Source organism: Pseudomonas sp. HB05, from assembly GCF_016756915.1.
Taxonomy (GTDB): Bacteria; Pseudomonadota; Gammaproteobacteria; order Pseudomonadales; family Pseudomonadaceae; genus Aquipseudomonas; species Aquipseudomonas alvandae.
In genome coordinates this window covers 13,230-35,768 of record NZ_JAESPG010000046.1, presented here as the reverse complement: position 1 = coordinate 35,768, position 22,539 = coordinate 13,230, and the positions used below count along the sequence as shown (strand labels likewise).

The 22,539-nt window shown below is 62.5% G+C and carries 20 protein-coding genes and 1 pseudogene; 13 read left to right on the top strand and 8 right to left on the bottom strand.

The window, feature by feature from the left end; translation table 11 throughout:
- Positions 1 to 192: 192 nt before the first annotated feature.
- The 5 genes from fabB to JMN22_RS25835 all read right to left on the bottom strand — a co-directional run bounded on the left by fabB (position 193) and on the right by JMN22_RS25835 (position 7,144).
- On the bottom strand, positions 193 to 1,413 hold the full coding sequence (gene fabB / locus JMN22_RS25855; RefSeq protein WP_030138343.1) for a beta-ketoacyl-ACP synthase I: 1,221 nt from the start codon (positions 1,411 to 1,413) through the stop codon (positions 193 to 195).
- 11 nt (positions 1,414 to 1,424) lie between these two features.
- Positions 1,425 to 1,940, bottom strand: coding sequence for a 3-hydroxyacyl-[acyl-carrier-protein] dehydratase FabA (gene fabA, locus JMN22_RS25850; protein ID WP_030138344.1), 516 nt, complete (start codon positions 1,938 to 1,940; stop codon positions 1,425 to 1,427).
- 249 nt (positions 1,941 to 2,189) lie between these two features.
- Positions 2,190 to 4,091, bottom strand: coding sequence for an ATP-binding protein (locus JMN22_RS25845; protein WP_030138345.1), 1,902 nt, complete (start codon positions 4,089 to 4,091; stop codon positions 2,190 to 2,192).
- Positions 4,088 to 5,020 carry an ABC transporter substrate-binding protein gene (locus JMN22_RS25840; protein WP_198798375.1) on the bottom strand — a complete coding sequence of 311 codons (933 nt, stop codon included), beginning with the start codon at positions 5,018 to 5,020 and terminating at the stop codon, positions 4,088 to 4,090. The genes JMN22_RS25845 and JMN22_RS25840 overlap by 4 nt, the downstream gene beginning before the upstream one ends.
- Positions 5,021 to 7,144, bottom strand: a complete 2,124-nt coding sequence (locus JMN22_RS25835; RefSeq protein WP_198798374.1) for a TonB-dependent receptor plug domain-containing protein — start codon at positions 7,142 to 7,144, stop codon at positions 5,021 to 5,023.
- A gap of 199 nt (positions 7,145 to 7,343) precedes the next feature.
- Between JMN22_RS25835 and JMN22_RS25830 the strand changes: the two genes are divergently transcribed.
- The 8 genes from JMN22_RS25830 to JMN22_RS25795 all read left to right on the top strand — a co-directional run bounded on the left by JMN22_RS25830 (position 7,344) and on the right by JMN22_RS25795 (position 13,656).
- Positions 7,344 to 8,369, top strand: coding sequence for an NAD(P)H-dependent glycerol-3-phosphate dehydrogenase (locus JMN22_RS25830; RefSeq protein ID WP_030138348.1), 1,026 nt, complete (start codon positions 7,344 to 7,346; stop codon positions 8,367 to 8,369).
- A gap of 29 nt (positions 8,370 to 8,398) precedes the next feature.
- Entirely contained in the window at positions 8,399 to 8,746 is a 348-nt protein-coding gene (locus tag JMN22_RS25825; protein WP_030138349.1) for a DUF4389 domain-containing protein, read from the top strand.
- Positions 8,743 to 9,195 (top strand): phosphohistidine phosphatase SixA, encoded by a 453-nt coding sequence (gene sixA, locus JMN22_RS25820; RefSeq protein WP_030138350.1) that lies wholly within the window; start codon positions 8,743 to 8,745, stop codon positions 9,193 to 9,195. The genes JMN22_RS25825 and sixA overlap by 4 nt, the downstream gene beginning before the upstream one ends.
- A 47-nt stretch (positions 9,196 to 9,242) precedes the next feature.
- Positions 9,243 to 9,686: a hotdog fold thioesterase gene (locus tag JMN22_RS25815; protein WP_198798373.1), complete on the top strand. Its 444-nt coding sequence runs from the start codon at positions 9,243 to 9,245 to the stop codon at positions 9,684 to 9,686.
- A gap of 279 nt (positions 9,687 to 9,965) precedes the next feature.
- Positions 9,966 to 10,760: an alpha/beta fold hydrolase gene (locus JMN22_RS25810; protein ID WP_030138352.1), complete on the top strand. Its 795-nt coding sequence runs from the start codon at positions 9,966 to 9,968 to the stop codon at positions 10,758 to 10,760.
- Entirely contained in the window at positions 10,757 to 11,608 is an 852-nt protein-coding gene (locus tag JMN22_RS25805) for an alpha/beta hydrolase (RefSeq protein WP_030138353.1), read from the top strand. Before JMN22_RS25810 ends, JMN22_RS25805 begins: the two co-directional genes overlap by 4 nt.
- A gap of 129 nt (positions 11,609 to 11,737) precedes the next feature.
- On the top strand, positions 11,738 to 12,556 hold the full coding sequence (locus JMN22_RS25800; RefSeq protein WP_030138354.1) for a DUF4892 domain-containing protein: 819 nt from the start codon (positions 11,738 to 11,740) through the stop codon (positions 12,554 to 12,556).
- A gap of 62 nt (positions 12,557 to 12,618) precedes the next feature.
- Entirely contained in the window at positions 12,619 to 13,656 is a 1,038-nt protein-coding gene (locus JMN22_RS25795; RefSeq protein WP_030138355.1) for an AI-2E family transporter, read from the top strand.
- Between the two features lie 78 nt (positions 13,657 to 13,734).
- Here the strand turns inward: JMN22_RS25795 and JMN22_RS25790 are convergent, their stop codons facing one another.
- Together JMN22_RS25790 and JMN22_RS25785 are read right to left on the bottom strand one after the other, a co-directional pair.
- Positions 13,735 to 14,772: a sensor histidine kinase gene (locus JMN22_RS25790; RefSeq protein WP_030138357.1), complete on the bottom strand. Its 1,038-nt coding sequence runs from the start codon at positions 14,770 to 14,772 to the stop codon at positions 13,735 to 13,737.
- Positions 14,772 to 15,530 (bottom strand): response regulator, encoded by a 759-nt coding sequence (locus tag JMN22_RS25785; RefSeq protein ID WP_198798372.1) that lies wholly within the window; start codon positions 15,528 to 15,530, stop codon positions 14,772 to 14,774. The genes JMN22_RS25790 and JMN22_RS25785 overlap by 1 nt, the downstream gene beginning before the upstream one ends.
- Positions 15,531 to 15,804: 274 nt before the next feature.
- On the opposite strand from JMN22_RS25785, the gene pyrF reads away from it, so the two are divergent.
- A complete protein-coding gene (gene pyrF / locus JMN22_RS25780; protein WP_198798371.1) occupies positions 15,805 to 16,503 on the top strand; it encodes an orotidine-5'-phosphate decarboxylase in 699 nt (232 codons plus the stop codon).
- Positions 16,504 to 16,656: 153 nt separating this feature from the next.
- On the opposite strand, the gene JMN22_RS25775 is transcribed toward pyrF, so the two are convergent.
- A complete protein-coding gene (locus JMN22_RS25775; protein WP_198798370.1) occupies positions 16,657 to 17,661 on the bottom strand; it encodes an NADP-dependent oxidoreductase in 1,005 nt (334 codons plus the stop codon).
- 224 nt (positions 17,662 to 17,885) lie between these two features.
- Here JMN22_RS25775 and JMN22_RS25770 point away from each other — a divergent pair, with 224 nt between their 5' ends.
- From JMN22_RS25770 to JMN22_RS26940, 4 genes and pseudogenes are all read left to right on the top strand, one after another.
- On the top strand, positions 17,886 to 18,647 hold the full coding sequence (locus JMN22_RS25770; protein ID WP_198798369.1) for an SDR family oxidoreductase: 762 nt from the start codon (positions 17,886 to 17,888) through the stop codon (positions 18,645 to 18,647).
- Positions 18,648 to 18,854: 207 nt separating this feature from the next.
- Positions 18,855 to 20,249: an aminotransferase-like domain-containing protein gene (locus JMN22_RS25765; RefSeq protein WP_198798368.1), complete on the top strand. Its 1,395-nt coding sequence runs from the start codon at positions 18,855 to 18,857 to the stop codon at positions 20,247 to 20,249.
- A gap of 110 nt (positions 20,250 to 20,359) precedes the next feature.
- A pseudogene (locus JMN22_RS26945) lies at positions 20,360 to 21,466 on the top strand (HAMP domain-containing protein); the annotation flags it as partial.
- The gene (locus JMN22_RS26940; RefSeq protein WP_437127704.1) at positions 21,446 to 22,327 is read left to right on the top strand and encodes a methyl-accepting chemotaxis protein; all 882 of its coding nucleotides are present in this window, start codon (positions 21,446 to 21,448) and stop codon (positions 22,325 to 22,327) included. The pseudogene JMN22_RS26945 and the gene JMN22_RS26940, both read left to right, overlap by 21 nt.
- Positions 22,328 to 22,539 lie beyond the last annotated feature (212 nt).

Below are 22,539 nucleotides of genomic sequence, written 5' to 3'. Positions count from 1 at the left end.
GTCGGATCAGTCAGTATCAAGGTTGGCTGATCCGACGCCATCGCGAGCAAGCTCGCTCCCACAAAGATTTCCATCGCTTTTGAACGGACAAAAAAACGCCCCGAACCAGTCGGGGCGTTTTTGTTGGCTCCTGTAGGCGCTGGCGAAGCCTGCGATCTTTTCGCATTAAAAGATCGCAGCCTGCGGCAGTTCCTACGCGCCCTGCCAGCGCTTCATCACCAGGGTGGCGTTGGTGCCACCGAAGCCGAAGCTGTTGCTCATCACGGTGTTGATGGTGGCATTTTCGCGAGTCTTGGTCAGGATTGGCAGGTCGGCCACTTCCGGGTCCAGTTCGTCGATGTTGGCCGAACCGGCCATGAAGTTGCCTTCCATCATCAGCATGCAATAGATCGCTTCGTGGACGCCGGCGGCGCCCAGGGAGTGACCCGAGAGGCTCTTGGTGGAGCTGATGGCCGGGGCCTTGTCGCCGAACACTTCACGCACACCTTTCATCTCCGCGACGTCGCCGACCGGGGTCGAGGTGCCGTGGGTGTTCAGGTAGTCGATCGGTGTGTCGACAGTGGACATGGCCATCTGCATGCAGCGCACGGCACCTTCACCGCTCGGCGCGACCATGTCGTAGCCGTCGGAAGTGGCGCCGTAGCCGACGATTTCCGCGTAGATCTTCGCGCCACGGGCGAGGGCGTGTTCCAGCTCCTCGACCACGACCATGCCACCACCGCCGGCGATGACGAAACCGTCACGGTCGGCGTCGTAGGCGCGTGAAGCGGTTTGCGGTGTGTCGTTGCGTTTGCTGGACAGGGCGCCCATCGCATCGAACAGGAACGACTGGCTCCAATGTTCTTCTTCACCGCCGCCGGCGAACACGATGTCTTGCTTGCCCATCTGGATCTGCTCGACCGCGGTGCCAATGCAGTGGGCACTGGTGGCGCAAGCGGAGGAGATCGAGTAGTTCAGGCCCTTGATCTTGAAAGGGGTGGCCAGGCAAGCCGAAACGGTGCTGCCCATGGTCCGCGTGACGCGGTACGGGCCGACGCGCTTGACGCCTTTCTCGCGCAGGATGTCCAGCGCTTCCATCTGGTTCAAGGTCGACGCGCCGCCGGAACCGGCGATCAGGCCGGTGCGCACGTTGGACACCTGCTCGTCGGTCAGGCCGGAGTCAGCAATGGCGTCTTTCATGGCCAGGTAGGCATAAGCCGCCGCGTGGCCGACGAAACGGTAGATCTTGCGATCGATCAGCTCTTCGAGGTTCAGGTCAATGGAGCCGGAAACCTGGCTACGCAGACCCATTTCGGCATATTCCGGGTTGTACCGGATGCCAGGGCGACTTGCACGCAGGTTAGCGGAGACGGTCTCTTTGTCATTGCCCAGGCACGAAACGATGCCCAGACCAGTGATAACGACGCGGCGCATGCGGATAACCCTTAGAAGTTGTCAGTGGAGGTGAAAACGCCGACCCGAAGGCCTTCGGCGGTGTAGATCTCGCGACCATCCACGGCAACCGAACCATCGGCAATGGCCATGTTCAGCTTGCCCTTGAGGACGCGTTTGATATGAATGTTATAGGTGATCTTCTTCGCAGTCGGCAGTACCTGACCGAAGAACTTCACTTCGCCCGAACCCAGGGCGCGACCGCGGCCTGGCAGGCCCTGCCAGCCGAGGAAAAAGCCGACCAGTTGCCACATGGCGTCGAGGCCCAGGCAGCCGGGCATCACCGGGTCACCTTCGAAGTGACAGGCGAAGAACCACAGGTCCGGAGTGATATCCAGCTCGGCGACCAATTCACCTTTGCCGTACTTGCCACCCTCATCGCTGATATGGGTGATGCGATCCACCATCAGCATGTTCGGGGCGGGCAGTTGCGCGTTACCTGGGCCGAACAGCTCACCGCGACTGCAGCGCAGCAGATCTTCCCGAGTAAAGGCGTTTTGTTTGGTCATGCGAGCTCCTCAATAGTCCCATGCGGCAGGGTGGGGCAAATCTTCCCGGCCGATCGAAGCGTTCATGCCTCGAGTCGGCAGCCTACTCATAGACTATTGCGTTGTAGTGAAAGTCACAGCACACGGGAAATGAATGTACACCTGTGCACTGAAATTGTTATTCCTGTCCCGCTCGAGGCGTGTCCGGGTGCTTAAGACTGCCGCACTTTCGCCTTTCACGCCAGTCGCAGATAGTCCAACGCCCCGTATTTACCCTACCCAGCGTTGGAGAGTCTGCTGCAAGTCAATTCGCTTGAAGGGTTTGGCCAAGTAATCGTTCATGCCTGCCGCCAGGCAGGCTTCCCGGTCGCCCTGCAATGCATTGGCTGTCAGGGCGATGATGGGCACCTCGGTACAGCCCGGCAATTGGCGGATCTGCCGGGTGGCTTCGTAGCCATCGATGACCGGCAGCCGGCAGTCCATCAGGATCGCTTCGAAAATCAGGCTCTCGGCGCTGCGTACGGCCTGGGCGCCATCGGTGGCGACGCTGACCTTGAAACCCAGGCTGCGCAGCATGGCTTCGATCACCGTTTGGTTCACCGGGTTGTCTTCTACCAGCAGGACATTGCGGCCTTCTCCATCACGGCTTCCGCCAGGCAGGCGTGGAGGCAACGGCGGTGGGGCCAGGCGCGACAGGGCCAGGGGGATCTCCAGGGTAAACACCGAGCCCTGGCCTTCCTCGCTCTGGGCGCGCAGCGTGCCGCCCATGCGTTCGGCCAGGGTGCGCGCGATCGGCAAGCCCAGGCCCGTGCCGCCGTAGCGCCGGGAAATCGAACTGTCGGCCTGCTGGAACGCGTCGAACATCCGCTCCAGGCTCTCGGCCGGGATACCGATGCCGCTGTCACGTACCGTGCAGGTGAACCAGAGTAGTTCGTGGTCCAGGGCTTGCCATTGGCATTGCACGGTAACGCGGCCCTGGTCGGTGAACTTCAGCGCGTTGCCGATCAGGTTCACCAGGATCTGCCGGATCCGCGTCGGGTCGCCTTGTACCTGCAGCGGCTTCAGGTCGTCGGGGATAAGTAGGTCCAGGCCCAGCTTGCGTTGCGCGGCGCTGTGTTGGAACGACTGGGCGCAACTGCCCACCAGCTCCGCCAGGTTGAACGCAATGTGTTCCAACTCCAGTGCGGAGCGTTCGATACGCGAGAAATCGAGGATGTCGTTGATCACCTTCAACAGGTGCTCGGTGGACTCCGAGGCCAGCGCGGTGTACTCGTGCTGCTCGTCGGTCATGTGGGTGGTTTCCAGCAGTTGCAGCATGCCCAGCACGCCGTTCATCGGCGTGCGCAGCTCATGGCTCATCATCGCCAGGAATTCGGACTTGGCGCTGTTGGCCTTTTCCGCTTCTTCCCGGGTCTTGATCAACTGGGCCATGGCCTGGTGCTGTTCACGGCTGGCCTGCTCGAGGCCGTCGGCGAGGTTGTTGATGTGCCGCGACAATGCCCCCAGTTCGCCGTCGTCGACGATCGGCAGCGGGGCGTTGTAGTCGCCTTGCTGGATCGCCTTGACCGCGTTGCCGATGTCGCGGATCGGCCGTGACAGGTCGGCCGCCAGGCGCCGCGCCACCAGGAACGTGAACAGCAGGGCGAACAACGCCAGGATCGCGGCCTTGAGCAGGATTTCCTGCTGACGCTGGCTGAAGGCGTCGCTGGACATGCCGACGATCACCCGGCCCAGGTAATCCTCGCCGGGCGTTTCGGTGGTCGGATTATTGCCTTGCAGGAAGTCATTGTTCAGGGCAATGCGCTGCAGGCGAACCGGGGCCTGGAACACTTCCACCTGTTGTGAATGGTTGCGGGCCTGGGCCGGTTGCTCGACGTACACCAGGACTCGCTCCGTGCGGTCCTGGACCTCGAGGAAACGCACATGGGGCGTGGCCAGGGTCGCGGTGAGCAGGCTTTCCAGCACTTCGTTGTTGCCGGAAATGACCCCGTATTCCGCTGCCGGCGCCAGTTGGTTGGCGATCAGTTGCCCGGTGTGGTTGAGTTCCTGGCGCAAGTCCTGGATCCGCACGAAGGTGAAGAAGCCGATCAGCAACACGGTCAACAACAATGCCGGGCCGAGGGCGATGAGCTGGGTGCGGGTGTGGATATCCCAACGACGACGCAAGGTCATGGGCGGTGTTCTCCTTCTGCCAACTGCGCAGCGACGGATTCGGCATCGATCGGTTCGATCCCCAGGGAACGGGCGACCTGTTGATTGCTCAGGACTTTGAAGCGGGGCGGGTACAGGGTGCGCGGCCAGGTGGTGGCGGGGCGGTCGAGCAGATCATCGAGAATCGCCAGCCAGTCTTCCTGGTCGCTGTAGGTGCTGGCCAGGCTGCCCGCCTTGACGAAGGCCGGGCTCGGGCCGATCAGCGCGCGTTGCCGGGCATAACTGCTGAGCAGTAGGTTCTTCACCGTCTTGGGGTTGTACAGATCGGGATCATCCAGGCCCAGCAAGACATCGCTCTGGCCCAGCAGGTTCTGTAACGGGCGGCTGTCGCTGCTGTCGTCCCAGCGCTCGCCGACAATTTCCAGGCCCAGGGCAAGCGCCGCCTGATGAGCATCCTTGAGCAGGAACTCGCTGTGCTTGTCGAACAATATGCCGACCCGTCGCACTTGCGGCAGGATCTGGCGAATCAGGCGCAATTGCCGCGCCATCGGCGGATCGCTCCAGAGCAGGCTCAGGTGCTCGGGCGTTGCATCGCCCAGGCGATCGCGGGCTTGCTGGCGACTGATCCGTAGCACCAGGGTCGCCGGTCCGCGGATCTTTTGCAGCCGCCAGTCAAGGCTCGGCAAATCCAGCAGCACCAGGCGCAGGTCGCCCGGTAGCTGGTCCGGCGTCGGCAGACTGGCCACTGGGGCAAACCGTACACGGTCATAGGGACGTCGGGCCTGCAGGGCCTGGGTAAACGACTGCACACCGGGACTGTCCTGGGCGCCGGTCAGCAGGATCTCCGCAGCGCGGGCGTCGATGACGCTCAGCAGACTGGCAAAAGCCACCCACAGCAGCAGCGACAGGCGGCCACGGGATGGCGTCTTGTGTGGTTGGCGCCGAGACATCTAGAAGGACAACTCTGCGCTGAAATACAGGACGTGACGGGAGTCGTAGCGATTATCGACGTAGGTGGTCGGTTGATCGTCGAGGCGCTGTTGCATCACCCCCGCCAGCTCCAGGCTGGCCTTGCCCAAGGGGATTCGCCGGGCGAGGCGGGTGTCGACCCGCTCGTAGCGATAACCATTGAGGGCATCGGCGGCGTAATAGAAGACCGCGCTGTTCCAACCCTGGCCCCAATCGCGCAGCCAGCCGGCGGAACCACTGTTGCGGGCGGTCAGTTGTTCGTCGAGGGGGTTGCTCGCCAGGGCATCGACGTAGGCGTAAGTCAGGCGCAGCCGATCGGCAAGGGTCACGCGCCAGTCCAATTGGGTCTCGGCACCGGTGAATTGCGATTCGTTGCTGTTGCTGGCGATGTATTGGTTGTTGCGCAGCGGCTCGCTGATCATGCCGGTGATTTCGTCATGGAACAGCTTCACATCCATCGTCAGGCCAAGGTCCATGAAATAGCCGTTGTAACCCAGCTCTCGGGAGCGCATGTGCTCTTGATCCAGGTTCCCCGGGCCGCGCGTGCGTACGAAATAGCGTGCACTGTCCTGGCCGAACGCGGACGGCTGCAGGTTGGAGACTTGATAGCTCCAATTGACGTTGTTCTCGAACATGTCCGGCGAACGCACCGCCTCGGAATACACCGCCCGCAGGCCATGTCGCGGGGTGATCAGGTAGTTCACCGCCATCCGCGGTGTCAGCGAACTGCCGGTCAGGCGCGTGTCCTCGAACATCGCGCCGCCCTGCAGCAGCCAGTGTTCGCTGGCTCGCCATTCGAGCTGGCCGAACAAACGGTAGGTGGTGTCGTCCAGGGTACCGTTGAAGTAGGTCTCCGAGTCGGCCCGGTCGTAGCGATAATTCGCCCCGGTGACCAGCCGCAGGCTGTCGGACAGGCTGAGGGTGTCCTGGATCTCCAGGTCATAGCGCGACTCCCGGGCGCTTTGGTCGATGTCGCCGCACAGTGTCTGGGAAGCGCCGTTGCGCCACTGATCGAGCACCTGATTAGCCAGTGCCTGTTCCTGTGCGGTACCGGGCGGCGCGCCCGAGCCGAGGAAGCTCGGAATGTTGCGGGCCAGCTTCTCGGCGTAGTTGGGGTTGAGCTGCCAGAGGTCGGTCAATTGCGGGCTGAAGGACACCTCGGCATCACAGGCGCGCCAGGTTTGCTGGCGATCCCAATGCTGGATCGAGCCTTGTACATAGAGGCTGTGATTGGGGTTCAGGTCCAGGTTCCAGCGCAGCGAACCGGCGTAATCCTTGGCGATGACGTCAGAATTATCCCCAGCCGCTGTAATCCCGGCGAACACAGGGCGATAGGTGTAGGGCCGCTGATTGGTCCCGTCCTTGGCGTTCAATTGCCAATCGATGCTCTGGGATTCGTCCAGGATTTGGCTGACGGACAGGTTGAAGCGGTCCAGTCGCCGGCTGTCGCGGTAATCGGCACCGTTGCGGTCGCTGTCGAAACCGTCGTCTTCCTGGCCGGACAGCGAGAGTCGGAAATCGCCGTTTTCCCAACCACTGCCCTGGCTGGCGTACCAGTCGCCGATCCCTCGCTGGCCCCGGGTGATCTTCAGTCGGGTGCCGTGGCTGTCGGCCGGGGCGCGGGTAATGATGTTGACCACCGCCATCAGCGCGTTGGCACCGTAGCTGACGGTGTTCGGGCCCCGGAAGACTTCGATTCGGTCGATGTCTTCCATGGCGACCGGAATATCGCTCCAGTCCACTGTCGCCAGGCCGGCGCGATACACCGAACGGCCATCGATCAGCACCTGCATGCGCCGCGCTTCGCTGGCGTTGGTCCCGTGGTAATTGACGGTGGCCTGGTTGCCGCTGAGATTGCCGACCATCATGCCCGGCACCAGGCGCAACAGTTCGCTGATGTCCCGGGCGCCGCTGGCCTTGATCAATTCACGATCGAGCACGGTCATGCTGCCCGGCACTGCGGCCGGCGACTGTTTCAGGCGCGTGGCGGTCAACACCTGGGGCACGGCCTGGCTGTCCACGAACAAGTCGTCGGCCACTACCGGCGGACTGATGATCAGCGCCAATAGCAGTGAAGAACCTGGACGGGAGGGGCCAACGAACACGGCACAGCCTTGGATAATGAAAGGAAGGCAGGCATGTTAACCGAGCCGAACGACTTTTCCATTCACGTTGACAGCATTTTCCTAGGAATTGATGGTCAGCTTCCTACAGCTATGGGTAATTACTGACGGGGCTGGTCGCGGTCCGGCTGCTCCGTATAATGCCCCGCATTGCCACTTGGTACGGAAGAGCGGATTGCATATGACTGAACAGCGCCCGATTGCGGTCCTGGGAGGCGGGAGTTTCGGCACTGCCGTGGCTAACCTGCTGGCGGAAAACGGCCACGCGGTGCGCCAATGGATGCGTGACCCCGAACAGGCCGAGGCCATCCGGGTCAACCGGGAGAATCCGCGTTACCTCAAGGGCATCAAGGTCCGGCCTGAAGTGGAGCCGGTCACTGACTTGCAGGCCACACTCGAAGGCAGCGACCTGTTCTTCGTGGCCTTGCCTTCCAGCGCCTTGCGCTCGGTATTGGCGCCCCATGCCGAACGCTTGAGCGGCAAACTGCTGGTGAGCCTGACCAAAGGTATCGAGGCGCAAACCTTCAAGCTGATGAGCGAGATCCTCGAAGACATCGCCCCCAAGGCGCGAATCGGCGTGATCTCCGGGCCGAACCTGGCGCGCGAGATTGCCGAGCATGCCCTGACCGCCACCGTGGTCGCCAGCGAAGATGAAGAGTTGTGCCAACGGGTCCAGGCCGCGCTGCATGGCCGCACTTTCCGCGTCTATGCCAGCGCGGATCGTTTCGGCGTGGAGCTGGGCGGGGCGCTGAAGAATGTCTACGCGATCATCGCCGGCATGGCGGTCGCCTTGGGCATGGGCGAGAACACCAAGAGCATGCTGATCACCCGGGCGCTGGCGGAAATGACCCGATTCGCCGTCAGCCAGGGCGCCAATCCGATGACTTTCCTCGGGCTGGCCGGGGTGGGCGACCTGATCGTTACCTGCTCTTCGCCCAAGAGCCGCAACTACCAGGTCGGCTTCGCCCTCGGCCAAGGCCTGAGCCTGGACGAGGCCGTGTCGCGCCTGGGTGAAGTGGCGGAAGGGGTCAACACCCTCAAGGTGCTCAAGGCCAAGTCCCAGGAGGCCGGCGTGTACATGCCGCTGGTCGCCGGTCTGCATGCGATCCTGTTCGAAGGGCGCACGCTGGAACAGGTGATCGAACTGTTGATGCGTGGCGAACCCAAGACCGACGTCGATTTTATTTCCACCAGCGGTTTCAACTGATTCCCTTTGACCGCAAGCAGGAGCGAACCATGAACGATCCGAAAGGGCAGCCTCAATACGAATCCATCCTGCTGCGCGTGCTGTGGATGGTGATTTACCTGCTGGTCTGGCAGGTGGCGCAATTCATCCTCGGCGCCGTGGTGCTGGTGCAGTTGATCTACCGGCTGATCTACGGCGCGCCCAGCGCCAGCCTGATGAATTTTGGCGACAGCCTGAGCCAGTTCCTCGCGCAGATCGGCCGTTTTGGCACCTTTCACAGTGACCAGAAGCCTTGGCCATTCGCCGACTGGCCGACCCCACGCACGCCGGAAGGCGAAGCGCCCCACACCGTGGCGCCGGCACCGCACCCGGTCCGGGACGAGGAGCCGAAGCTATGAAACTGTGGGTATTGCGTCATGGCGAGGCCGAGCCCCACGGAGCCCGTCCCGATCCGGAGCGGGTGTTGACGATTCATGGGCGCGAGGAAGTGCTGCTCAGCGCCGGTCGATTGATAGGCGAGCCGTTGCGGGCCATTTATGCCAGCCCTTACGTGCGCGCCCAGCAGACCGCGCAACTGGTACGCGAGGCCCTCGGGTTCGAGCCTGAGTTGATCACCGTGAACTGGTTGACGCCGGAGACGCGTCCGGCTGAGGTGTTGAGACATCTGGACGATCAGGACAACGTTCTGCTGGTCAGCCACAACCCACTGGTGGGCAGTCTGCTGGGCTTTTTGCAGCACGGTCATTTGCAGCAACCGGAACAGGTCGCAACGGCTGGCCTGGCCGAGCTGGAAGGTGATCTTCCACTGGCCGGTGCGATGAAGCTCAACAGCCTCAAGCATCCCTGAAACGAACGGTCCCAAGGCAAAATAAAAATCACAAAGGAACGGCAACGATGAGTCTGTGGCGCACCACCCCGAATATTGAACAACTGAACGCCGCTGGTAAAAACACCATCAGCGAAGTGCTGGACATTCGTTTCGAGTCCTTCGACGACGAGTCGCTGACCGCGAGCATGGTCGTCGATCACCGCACCCACCAGCCGTTCGGCCTGCTGCATGGCGGCGCGTCGGTGGTGCTGGCCGAAACGGTCGGCTCCATGGCCGCCTACCTGTGCGTGGACACCAGCAAGTTCTACTGCGTGGGGCTGGAGATCAACGCCAACCATTTGCGTGGCGTACGCAGCGGACGGGTCACGGCCACGGCCCGCTCGGTTCACCTGGGGCGCACCACCCAGGTCTGGGACATCCGGTTGGTCAACGATGACGGCAAGGTCAACTGCGTATCGCGCCTGACCATGGCGGTGGTGCCGTTGGGTGAGCAGCCGCCGGCGCGTTGATGCCTGCGGGGTGGAGCAGTCCATTGTGGCGAGGGAGCTTGCTCCCGCTGGGGCGCGAAGCGGCCCTCGGTCTCGTGACTCGATCAGCCGGGCACACCGTGTTGCCCATCTTCGGGCCTGCTGCGCAGCCCACCGGGAGCAAGCTCCCTCGCCACGGGGCAGTGGGCACGAGCCCATATCCCAACCCCGACTGTCATCATTCCTGTCAGTTACGGTCATTGCCGCGCCGCCGGGTTCTGCGCAGAATCGATCGCAGTTCTCGCAATGGATCGGCCCAACATGTCGCAACAGGTGTTTTTCGCTCACGCCAATGGTTTCCCCTCGGCCACGTACGGCAAGCTGTTCGCCGCACTGGCGCCGCAGTACCAGGTCGCGCATCTGGAATTGCACGGGCACGACCCGCGCTTCCCCGTCGATGACAACTGGAACAACCTGGTGGACGAGCTGATTCATCATCTGGAGCAGCAACCGGAACCGGTCTGGGGAGTGGGGCATTCCTTGGGGGGCGTGCTGCATCTGCACGCGGCGTTGCGCAGCCCTTGGTTGTATCGGGGCGTGGTCATGCTCGATTCTCCGGTGCTGACCCGTGTGGATCGCTGGCTGATCCTGGCCGCCAAGCGCCTGGGCTTCATCGATCGCCTGACGCCGGCGGGGCGAACCCTGGGGCGGCGGGAGGAGTTCAGCGACCTGGAATCGGCGCGGACTTATTTTGCTGGCAAGACGCTGTTTCGCGGTTTCGACCCAGAGTGCTTCGAAGCGTACCTGCAACATGGCTTGCAGCCGGTCGGCGATCGGTTGCGACTGCGCTTCGACCCGGCCACGGAAATCAGCATCTACCGAGGTGTGCCGCACACCAGCCCCGGAAGGGCTCGAAAACTCGAAATCCCGCTGGCCGTGGTGCGGGGGCGGCAGAGTCGGGTGGTGATGCGTCATCACGCCCGGTCGGTGGGACGCATGCCCTTCGGCGAGTCGCTGAGCATGCCGGGCGGCCACATGTTTCCTCTGGAGCGCCCACTGGACACCGCCAATCTGCTCAAGGACCTCTTCCAGCGCTGGGAAGGACGCCGCCCATGAGCGTCGTTGAAGAAGTCCGCCTGAGCCTGCCCCATATCGAACTGGCGGCTCATCTGTTTGGCCCGGAAGATGGCCGACCGGTGATCGCCTTGCATGGCTGGCTGGACAATGCCAACAGTTTCGCCCGACTGGCGCCCCGGTTGCAGGGCGTGCGGGTGATCGCCCTGGACATGGCCGGCCACGGTCATTCCGGGCATCGTCCGCCTGGCGCCGGCTATGCCCTGTGGGACTATGCCCACGATGTGCTGCAAGTGGCCGAGCAACTGGGATTGAAGCGTTTTGCCCTGCTGGGCCATTCCATGGGGGCCATTGTCTCGCTGGTGCTGGCCGGGTCGTTGCCGGAACGTATCACGCACCTGGGCCTGATCGATGGTGTGATCCCTCCTACGGCGAAAGGCGATAATGCGGCGGAGCGCATGGGCATGGCCTTACAGGCGCAGTTGGAGTTGCAGCAAAAACGCAAACCCGTCTATAAAACCCTTGACCGGGCCATCGAAGCTCGCATGAAGGGTCTGGTGGCGGTCAGTCGCGAGGCCGCCGAGTTGCTGGCCCAGCGCGGCTTGATGCCGGTGCCGGGAGGCTACACCTGGCGCACCGACAATCGCCTGACCTTGCCCTCACCGCTGCGCCTGACCGACGAACAGGCCATGGCCTTCGTGGCGCGGATCGCTTGTCCTGCTCATCTGGTGGTGGCGTCGGACGGTATGCTGGCCCACCACCCCGAATTGCTGGAACGTCTACCCTTCAGTCATGAACAGTTGCCCGGCGGCCATCATTTGCACCTGAACGATGAGTCCGGGGCGGCGCTTGTAGCAGACTGTTTCAATCGGTTCTTCAGCGTTTCTTGACTTGCGCCGGGCAAGTGTCGAGGCTGGGCGGGTTGAAAGGGAGCCAACCATGACTGATATCCGTCCACTCGCCTTGCTGCGCATTGACGAACGCCTTTGCGTCGCGCGGATCCAGGCGAAGCCGATCCAATGAAATCATCCGTCCACTCATTCGTCCTGCTGACGCTGGCCTGTTTCGCGCCGGCAGTGCTGGCCGCCGATGTGCCTGGTAGCCAGGACCTGAAGCGTGTGCCACGCATGCCCGACGCGCAAATCGTCGACTATCGGCAAACCAGCGACCTGGAGCGGATCTACCCCATGGGTTCGATCCGCAAGATCAGCGGCCAGTTGCGTTTCGACGGACAAATCGATGCCCGGGGCAACGCCACCTCGGTGACCTACGAGCTGCCGCCCGAGCATTCCGCCACACAGGCCTTTACCGCTGCCCGCGAAGCGCTGCAGAAACAGGGCGCCGAGCTGCTGTTCTGGTGCCAGGCCCGCGACTGCGGCGAAAGCAGCCTGTGGGCCAACGAAGTGTTCGGCAATGCCAAGCTCTACGGCGCCGACAACGGCCAGGCCTATCTGCTGCTGCGCCTGGCGCCGCCAACGGACAACACGCTCATCGCGCTGTATGCCATCACCCGTGGCAATCGCAAGGCCTACCTGCACGTCGAACAGTTCGAAGCCAATGCGCCGCTGGGCGATGTCTTGCCGACCTCGGCGACCCTGCTGCGCCAGCTCAAGGACACCGGCGTGCTGGACCTGCCGCGCCTGGCCGGTGAACCGGACGATACCTGGCTGCGCCTGCTGTCCCGGGCGTTGAACCTGGACACTGGGCTGCGAGTCAGCATCGCCGGGCCGCAAGCCGAGGCGTGGCGTCAGGGCTTGATCGGCCAGGGTGTGCGCGCCGCTCGAATGGAGGCGGCCAGCGCTGAGGCGGCGGGCCTGCATCTTGAATTGCTGCGATAAGCTGTTGCGGGGGCGGCGCTTGAATTGGTTACCCCCGTATCTTTCATTTTCCGAGATCTTTCATGCTCAATAACGATCGGCTATTGGTGCAGATCCTGCTCCTGGTGTTGTTCGGTGCAAGCCTCTGGGTGATGGCTCCGTTCTGGTCGGCGCTGTTCTGGGGCGCGGTGCTGGCGTTTGCCAGTTGGCCACTGATGCGCCTGCTGACCCGTTGGGTCAACGGGCGCGAATCCCTGGCGGCGGGCTTGCTGACGGTGGGCTGGATGTTGCTGGTGGCGGTGCCGCTGGTATGGCTGGGATTCAACCTGGCCGATCATGTGCGCGACGCCACGGCGTTCATCCGGGATGCACAGGTCGACGGCTTGCCCGAGGCGCCCGACTGGCTGGCCGGCGTGCCATTGGTGGGCGGGCGCCTGGTCGGTATCTGGAACAGCATCGACCAGCAGGGCGCGGCGATGATGGTGTCCATCAAGCCGTACCTGGGGCAGGTCGGCAACTGGTTGCTGGCCCGCAGCGCCCAGATCGGCGGCGGCATCCTCGAACTGACCCTGAGCATCGTATTCGTCTTCTTTTTCTATCGTGACGGCCCGCGGCTGGCCGCGTTTGTCCAAGGGCTGCTGGAACGACTGATCGGCGACCGTGCCGGTTATTACGTCGAGCTGGTGGCCGGGACGGTGCAGCGGGTGGTCAATGGCGTGATCGGGACCGCGGCGGCCCAGGCGGTGCTGGCGTTGATCGGCTTCCTGATCGCCGGGGTCCCCGGAGCGCTGGTGCTGGGTATCGTCACCTTCCTGCTCAGCCTGATCCCGATGGGCCCGCCACTGGCCTGGATCCCCGCCACGGCGTGGCTGGTCTGGAAAGGTGAATACGGGATGGCAGTGTTCCTGGGCATTTGGGGCACCTTCATCATCAGCGGCGTGGACAACGTGCTCAAGCCCTATCTGATCAGCCGTGGCGGAAACCTGCCGCTGGTGATCGTGCTGTTGGGGGTGTTCGGCGGGTTGATTGCGTTCGGCTTCATCGGGCTGTTCATCGGCCCGACATTATTGGCAGTGGCGTACAGCTTGCTGACGGATTGGAGCAAGAGCCAGGCGCGATAATTGAAAGCCGTGCACTCGTGTTTCGAGTACCTGTGGCGAGGGAGCTTGCTCCCTCGCCACAGGGGAAATCGGTGGGGCTTAGAGGCGAGGCAAGCTGATCACCGCCGTCAATCCACCCCCCGGCGTTTCTTCCAGGCTCAAGTGCCCGCCCAGGCGCTCGGCGGCCTCCCTGGCGATGGTCATGCCCAGGCCGACGCCACCGGAGTTACGGTTGCGCGAGCCCTCCAGGCGAAAGAATGGCTCGAATACCGCTTCGCGTTTGTCCGCTGCGATGCCGGGGCCATGGTCAATCACCCGGATCAGCAATTGGTCCTGTTGATCTTCCAGAACAATCGACGCGTCGCCCGCGTAGCGCAGGGCGTTGTCGATGAGGTTGTTGAGACACGAACGCAGGGCCATCGGTTGCACCTGCATAGGCCCACAGGTGCCGCTGGCCTGCACGTTGGCGCCCTGGTCCTGGGCGTTTTCGCTCAATGACTCCACCAGGGCCTGCACGTCCATCCACTGCAACGCCTCGCTGGTGCGTTGTTCGTGCAGATAAGTCAGTGTCGCGTCGAGCATGCCGATCATATCGTCCAGGTCCTGGCGCATCTGATCCTGCAACCGGGTGTCGTTGATCTGCTCCAGGCGCAGCTTGAGCCGCGACAGCGGGGTGCGCAGATCATGGGATACAGCCCCCAGCATGCGCGAGCGCTGCTGCACCTGCTCGCGGATCCGTCGTTGCATCAGGTTGAAGGTATGGGCGGCCTGGCGGGCCTCACGCGGACCGTTTTCCTCCAGTGGCTGACTATCGAGGTCCTCGCTCAGCCGTTCGGCGGCGTCGCTCAGGCGTTGGATCGGCCGGGTCAACAGCTTGGCGCCGTACCAGGCGGCGACAATCAGGAACACGAACTGAAACGTCAGCGGCACCACGGGGCCGCCGAACCAGGGGCGTTGGCCCGGTGGCGGGCCGGAGCGCGGGGGACCTGCGGCTTGATGGGAGAACGCCGGGGGCGGCCCAGGAGGTGGCTTGTCGTAATGAAAGAACCAGGCAAAGGCCAACAGATGCGCCAGGATGATCGCCAGCAGCAGCACGCCGAACAGGCGGCCGAACAGGGAATCGAAGCGCAGGCGCATCAGCCGATATCCCGCGCGTCGAACAGGTAGCCTTCACCGCGCACGGTCTTGATCAATTGCGGGGCTTTCGGATCGTCACCCAGTTTCTGGCGCAAGCGCGAGACCAAAAGGTCGATGCTGCGGTCGAAGGCCTCGATGGAACGACCGCGCGCGGCGTCCAGCAATTGTTCACGGCTGAGCACACGGCGCGGTCGCTCGATGAACACCCACAGCAGGCGGAATTCGGCGTTGGACAGGGGCACTACCAATCCAGTGGGGGAGACCAGCTGGCGCAGCACGCTGTTGAGTCGCCAGTTATCGAAGCGAATGTTGGCGCGCTGCTCGCTGCGGTCATCGCGCACGCGGCGCAGGATGGTCTGGATTCGCGCCACCAATTCCCTGGGTTCGAAGGGCTTGGCCATGTAGTCATCGGCGCCCAGTTCCAGGCCGATGATGCGGTCGGTGGGCTCGCAGCGGGCCGTCAGCATCAGGATGGGGATATCCGACTCGGCCCGCAGCCAGCGGCACAATTGCAGACCGTCTTCGCCTGGCAACATCAGGTCCAGCACGACCACGTCGAAATGCTCGGCCTGCATCGCCTGGCGCATGGCCGCGCCATCGGTCACGCCACTGGCGCGAATGCCGAAGCGGGCGAGGTAGTCGATCAGCAACTCGCGGATCGGTACGTCGTCATCGACGATCAGGGCGCGGGTGGTCCAGCGCCGATCATCGTCAGGCACTTTCTGATCGCCAGCATTTGCAATGGGGGTGTTCTGCATGGGTGCGTCATCTGCCAGTTGGGTTGCCAACCGCATGGAGGGCGGCGAGGGCGTGGTTTGAGCATAAGCTTCGGACGGTGGGCCGTGAAGCGCTGGAATAACCGGTTGCGGCGGCGCAGGGTAGCGTCCTGCCGTATTGTGCGCGTGTCATGAATGTATCGGCTGCGACACAAACGGGAGCAGGGCGATTGATGATTTACCGATCATCGGGTCCCGCAAGGGCGCTGGTTCCGCTACAATGCGCGCCGATTTCGACTTGCCTGAGAGCCCGCTCATGTCCGCCTGCCAGACGCCTATCATCGTCGCCCTGGATTTCCCTACCCGTGACGCCGCCCTGAAGCTGGCCGACCAGTTGGACCCCAAGCTGTGCCGGGTCAAAGTCGGTAAGGAACTGTTCACCAGTTGCGCTTCGGAAATTGTCGGGACCCTGCGCGACAAGGGGTTCGAAGTGTTCCTGGACCTTAAATTCCATGACATCCCCAACACCACCGCCATGGCCGTCAAGGCGGCTGCGGAGATGGGCGTGTGGATGGTCAACGTGCATTGTTCCGGCGGCCTGCGCATGATGGCGGCCTGCCGTGAAGTGCTGGACCAGCGCAGCGGCCCGAAACCGCTGCTGATCGGCGTGACCGTGCTGACCAGCATGGAGCGCGAGGATCTGGAGGGGATTGGCCTGGACATCGAGCCTCAGGAGCAAGTGCTGCGTCTGGCGGCGCTGGCACAAAAGGCTGGCCTGGACGGCTTGGTCTGCTCGGCGCTGGAAGCCAGTGCCCTGAAAGCGGCGCACCCATCGCTGCAACTGGTGACACCGGGGATTCGTCCGGCGGGCAGCGCCCAGGACGACCAGCGGCGCATCCTGACTCCGCGCCAGGCGCTGGACGCGGGCTCCGATTACCTGGTAATCGGCCGTCCGATCAGCCAGGCTGCCGACCCGGCCAAGGCGTTGGCAGCGGTCGTGGCCGAACTGGCCTGACCGAGACGCTGTAAAAGGTGTGGGTGCGTGCTTGCTCGCTTTTGCGGTATCTCAGTCGATTCAAACGTGACTGATGAACCGCCATCGCGAGCAAGCTCGCTCCCACAGTCGTTTTATGTCAGGCCGTGGCATCAGCACTCACAGTGATGTGTGTCAGACCTTGAGCACGAGCTTCCCGAAATTCTCCCCACTGAATAATTTGGTCAGCGTCTCGGGGAACGTCTCCAGCCCTTCGACAATATCTTCCTTGCTCTTGAGCTGCCCCTTGGCCATCCACCCGGCCATTTCCTGCCCGGCGGCGGCGAACTGCGAGGCGTAGTCCATGACCACGAAACCTTCCATGCGCGCGCGGTTGACCAGCAGCGACAGGTAGTTGGCCGGGCCCTTCACCGCTTCCTTGTTGTTGTATTGGCTGATGGCGCCGCAGATCACCACGCGGGCCTTGAGATTCAGGCGGCTGAGCACGGCATCGAGGATATCGCCGCCGACGTTGTCGAAATACACGTCCACGCCTTTGGGGCACTCGCGCTTGAGACCGGCATGGACGTCTTCATGCTTGTAGTCGATGGCCCCGTCGAAGCCCAGCTCCTCGACCAGGAACTTGCATTTGTCGGCACCACCGGCGATGCCGACCACGCGGCAGCCCTTGAGCTTGGCAATCTGCCCGGCAATGCTGCCCACGGCACCGGCGGCGCCTGAAAGCACGACGGTTTCGCCAGCCTTGGGCGCGCCGACATCCAACAGGGCGAAATAAGCGGTCATGCCGGTCATGCCCAGTGCTGATAAATAACGTGGCAGCGGCGCCAGTTTTGGATCGACCTTGTAGAAACCTCGTGGCTCGCCGAGGAAATAATCCTGCACGCCCAGGGCGCCATTGACGTAGTCCCCCACCGCAAACCCCGGGTTATTCGACGCAATCACCTGACCGACGCCCAATGCCCGCATGACTTCGCCGATACCGACCGGTGGGATGTAGGACTTGCCTTCGTTCATCCAGCCGCGCATCGCCGGGTCGAGGGACAGGTACTCGTTCTTGACCAGGATCTGGCCCGCCGCCGGTTCGCCAACCGGGACTTGTTGATACGTGAACGTCTCGCGGGTCGCGGCACCCACCGGGCGTTTGGCGAGCAGGAATTGGCGGTTGGTCTGGGCGGTCATGACAGGCACTCAAGATGAATGAAGCCTTGTTGATAGACCTTCGACGCGCTTACCGCAAGGTTTGCCGATCCAGCGAATGCAGGTTGATCCAAGCCAGTGATGGTGTGGTGGGTGGTGTTATCACGGGCGTTCATGCAGCGCCAACCGGCCACTGGATAGTGCTGCCGTGCCGTTGCGGTCGGTGGCTATAGTGCGGCGGTCAGTAATTCTTCGAGGCAGTGACAATGAGCATGACGTTTTCCGGGGAAGTTGCCGTGGTGACGGGCGGCGCGGCGGGTATTGGCCGCGCCACGGCCCAGGCGTTCGCGGCGCAGGGGCTCAAGGTCGTCGTTGCCGACCTGGACGTGGCGGGCGGCGAGGGGACGGTCCAGTCTATTCGCGACGTCGGTGGCGACGCCGTATTCGTGCGCTGCAACGTGACGCTCGACGGTGACGTGCAAAACCTGATGAATGAAGTGATCAACACCTACGGGCGCCTCGACTACGCCTTCAACAACGCCGGCATCGAGATAGAGAAGGGCAAGCTGCCGGACGGCACCCTTGATGAGTTCGACGCGATCATGGGGGTCAACGTCAAAGGGGTCTGGCTGTGCATGAAGTACCAGTTGCCATTGCTACTGGCCCAGGGCGGCGGTGCCATCGTCAACACGGCCTCGGTGGCGGGGCTTGGGGCGGCACCGAAGATGAGCATCTACGCAGCGTCCAAGCATGCGGTGATTGGCCTGACAAAGTCGGCGGCCATTGAATATGCCAAGAAGAAAATCCGCGTCAACGCAGTGTGTCCGGCGGTGATCGACACCGATATGTTCCGTCGGGCCTATGAAGCGGACCCGAAAAAAGCCGATTTCGCCAACGCAATGCACCCGGTCGGGCGTATCGGCAAGGTTGAGGAGATCGCCAGCGCGGTGCTGTATCTGTGCAGCGATGGCGCGGCGTTTACCACCGGGCATTCGTTGGCGGTGGACGGCGGCGTTACGGCGTTCTGACGGAAGCGGCTGCGATATTTTGTAGGACGAAGCCCGCATTGACTGCGGGCTTTTCCTTCCGTCTGTGAAGGTTCCCTTGCTTGAGCCATCAATGTATTTCAAGGGATGAGAATGGGGCGTTTTTACAGGGTTGTCATACATCGTCCGGCATCGGCCTGTGCTTAACTGTTTGCGGATTCAAAACAATGCTTAGGAGCTTGATTACTCATGGAGTTGAGAATCGACCGGCAGGCCCTTGTGCCTGTCGTGCAGCAAATCGTCGATGCGCTGGTCAGTTGGGTTCGACAGGATACGGTGCAACCGGGGACGCGCCTGCCATCGGTCCGGCAGTTGGCGCGGGAAAACCTGCTTAGCCAGGCCAGTGTCCACGAAGCTTGTCAGCGCTTGGTCGCCCAGGGTTTGCTGGCGTCTCGTAACGGTTCGAGCTTTTTCGTCACCGCCGCTCTTCCACCCACTCACGAGTCCGCCGGAAGCGGCGGGCTGCAAGGCGCCCTTTTCGATTCCGACGCGGTAGAAGGTTCGCAGCGGGAGCTGAAGCTGGGCTGTGGCGGGCTGCCCGAAAGTTGGCGAGAAAGCGATGACCTGGGGTACGCGATACGGCAGGTTAGCCGAACCGACATGGCGGGTTTGTTCAACTACAGTACCGCCCTCGGCTTGCCGGCACTGCGTCAGCAACTGTCCAGGCGGCTTAAGCAGTTCGATATCGAGGCTGATGAAAACCGGATACTGACCACCTCGGGGGCGACCCATGGACTGGACTTGATCGTGCGGACACTATTGCCGCCGGGATGCTGCGTCGTGGTGGAGAGCCCCGGTTATTCGAAACTGTTCGACCTGCTCAGGCTGCACGGGATTGACATGGTCGAACTGCCCAGGACGCCACGGGGGCCTGACGTCGATGCTCTCCAGTGTTTGCTGATGACTCATCGCCCCTGTGCTCTTTTCGTCAACAGTGCCTGCCATAACCCAACCGGCAGCAACCTGGCTCCGACCGTGGCCCAGCGGTTGATGGAGCTGGCGAAAGAGCATGCGTTGCTCGTCATCGAAGACGATGTCTATGCGGATTTCCAGAGTCCAACACGAGCCCGGCTGGCGGCGCTGGACGACGAAGTGATTTATTTGGGCAGTTTCTCGAAAACCCTGAGCAGCTCGCTGCGAGTCGGTTTCGTGGTGGCGTCGCCGCCCATCATCGCGCGCCTGAGCGAAGTCAAGGAAGTGACCAGCATGGGCGCCTCGCGCTTCTGTGAATCGGTGTTGGCCAATCTCCTGGCCAATGGTGCCTACCGCAAACTGGTCCAGCGTCAGCGCCAGCGTCTGAATAGTGACATGACGGTGACGCTGCAGGCGCTGGAGGATGCCGACTGGAGCGTTTTCGGTAAGCCGACCGGCGGGCTTTTCATCTGGGCACGTCCACCGTTACGTGACTATGCTGGGTTGCAGCGCCTGGCAGAGCGGTGCGGCATCCGACTGTCGTCGCGCACCGCATTCAGCCCTCTGGGCCTGGACACTGACTGGCTGAGGATCAACGTGGCCTACGCCAGGGATCCCAAGGCCTTGGCGTTCTTCCGCGCTACGGCTCTGGATCGACCTCAAGTGTCCTGAAAACGACGCGGCTGTAGCTTTTTGCCATTATTCCGACGCCAGCATCTTGTGTTGCGGGGCGTCTCGTTGCGAATCTGCAATCAACACACACTGGCAGAGGACTGGGCGCAATGATTTCGGCCGTGCAAGGACGTTTTGCCAACCTCGGTATGGCAAAGAAACTGGGTATCGGGTTTGTCCTGGTGCTGCTGCTCACCGCAGTGGTGGCGGCCATAGGCGTCTGGTCGCTGCAGACCATCAGTTATCGCTTCGATGGCTTGAAGCAGATGTCGTCCCTCAACAGCGGGCTGCTCAAGGTTCGCCTGCTAGAGCAGGAATACGCCTCGCGTTCCGACCCCAAGACAGCCGATGCGTTGCGTCAAGGCGTCGATGGGTTGATTGCGTTGGCGAACGAACTCAAAGGCCAGTCGGCGGCCAATGTGCCGGTGATGAATGACGTTGATCTGGCCCTGGCGGCTTACCGCAAGGCATTTGATGAATTCGTCGAACTGAGCCAGAGCAAGGACCTGGCGCTGGAGATGGCCAGTTGGTCGGTTTCCAGTGTCGCCAACAACCTGGACGTGTTGCAGGCCGGGCTAGCGGATGACGGCGCCTATACCTTGAAGGACTCCGAGGGTAAGGAGGGGGCTGAATTCATCGAGCAGGCCAACCAGGTCAGCGAAGTGTCGCGACTCATGCTGCAGTCGATGAACGAGGCACGGGTTCGCCTGGACCAGAGTCGCAAGGGTAATGACGAGGCTGCCGGGCAAGGCAATATCGAACAGGCCGAGCAGGCCATGAAACTGGCTGAAGCACTCAAGAGCGCCGTCAAGGATCCCGGCTACCAGACCGTGCTCAACGAAGTGGCCGGACACATCGGTGGATTCAACCAGCAACTGGCCGAATACACCGGCCTTTTGGCCAAGGAAAAAATCGTCTACCAACAATTGCACGAGCGCGCCGACCAGGTCGTGGCGCGGGTTGACCAGGCGTACACCTCCGAAGACGCCGCCATGCAGGCGGAGTTGAAGAAAAACTCGTTGATGATCATCGGCTCGTCGGCCCTGGCCCTGCTGGTGGGACTGGTTGCAGCCTGGGTCATCACCCGGTTGATCGTCTCGCCGTTGCGCAGTGTCATCCGCGTCGCCCAGCAAATTGCCGCCGGGGACCTGAGCGCGAAAGTCGACGTGACACGTCGGGACGAGATTGGGCAACTGATGCTCGCGATGCAGCAGATGGGGGCGGGCTTGAGCAGCATCGTCAGCGGTTTGCAGGCTGGCATCGAGCAGCTTGCCAGTTCGGCCCAGTCACTCTCGTCCGTGACCGAGCAAACCAACCTGGAAGTCAGCAGCCAGAAAGAGGAAACCGAGCAGGTTGCCACGGCAATGAACCAGATGACCGCTACGGTGCACGACGTGGCCCGCAATGCCGAAGAGGCGGCGCAAGCGGCCCAGACAGCCGATGACAAGGTCGAAACGGGTCAACAAGTGGTGCGCCAGAGCATGGTGCGCATCGAGCAACTGGCCGACTCGGCCACATCGGCCAGCACCAGCATCGAGAGCCTGAGCGCCGAAATACAGAACATCGGCACTGTCTTGAGCGTGATCAAGAGCGTGGCCGAGCAAACCAACCTGCTCGCCCTCAACGCCGCGATCGAGGCGGCTCGGGCAGGTGAGCAGGGCAGGGGATTTGCAGTAGTGGCCGATGAAGTCCGCGCCTTGGCGAGACGCACGCAACAGTCCACCGAAGAAATCGAGCGACTGGTGAGCGCGCTGCGTTCAGCGGCCCAGACCTCCGTACAGCAAATCCAGGCCAGTGGCGAACTGGTGAAAATGGCCGTCAGCGATGCGCTGCAGACCGAAAGCGCACTGGGCAGCATCGCGGCGGCCGTGTCGTTGATCCAACAGATGAACCAGCAAATCGCAGCGGCCGCCGAACAACAGAGCTCAGTGGCTGAAGAAATCAACCGCAGCGTCACCAGCATCCGCGCCAGCGCCGATCAATCGTCCGTGGCCATGCAAGGCAACGCCGCGTCCAGCATTGAGCTGGCGCAGCTTGGGATTGAATTGAAAGGAATGGTGGGGCATTTCAGGTTGTGAATGGGTGGGCTGCTGCTATCGCGAGCAAGCCCGCCCACATTGCAGGAAGAGCGTTCAGAGATCCATGTGGGAGCGAGCCTGCTCGCGAAGAGGCCAGTACACTCAGCCTCTTCATCGACTGCTATAGAGCCTTCGCGAGCAGGCTCGCTCCCACAGGAGATGCGCGGTGCGTCACCGGAGCCAGGTCGGCCCGGAAGCTCTTCAAAAGTGAC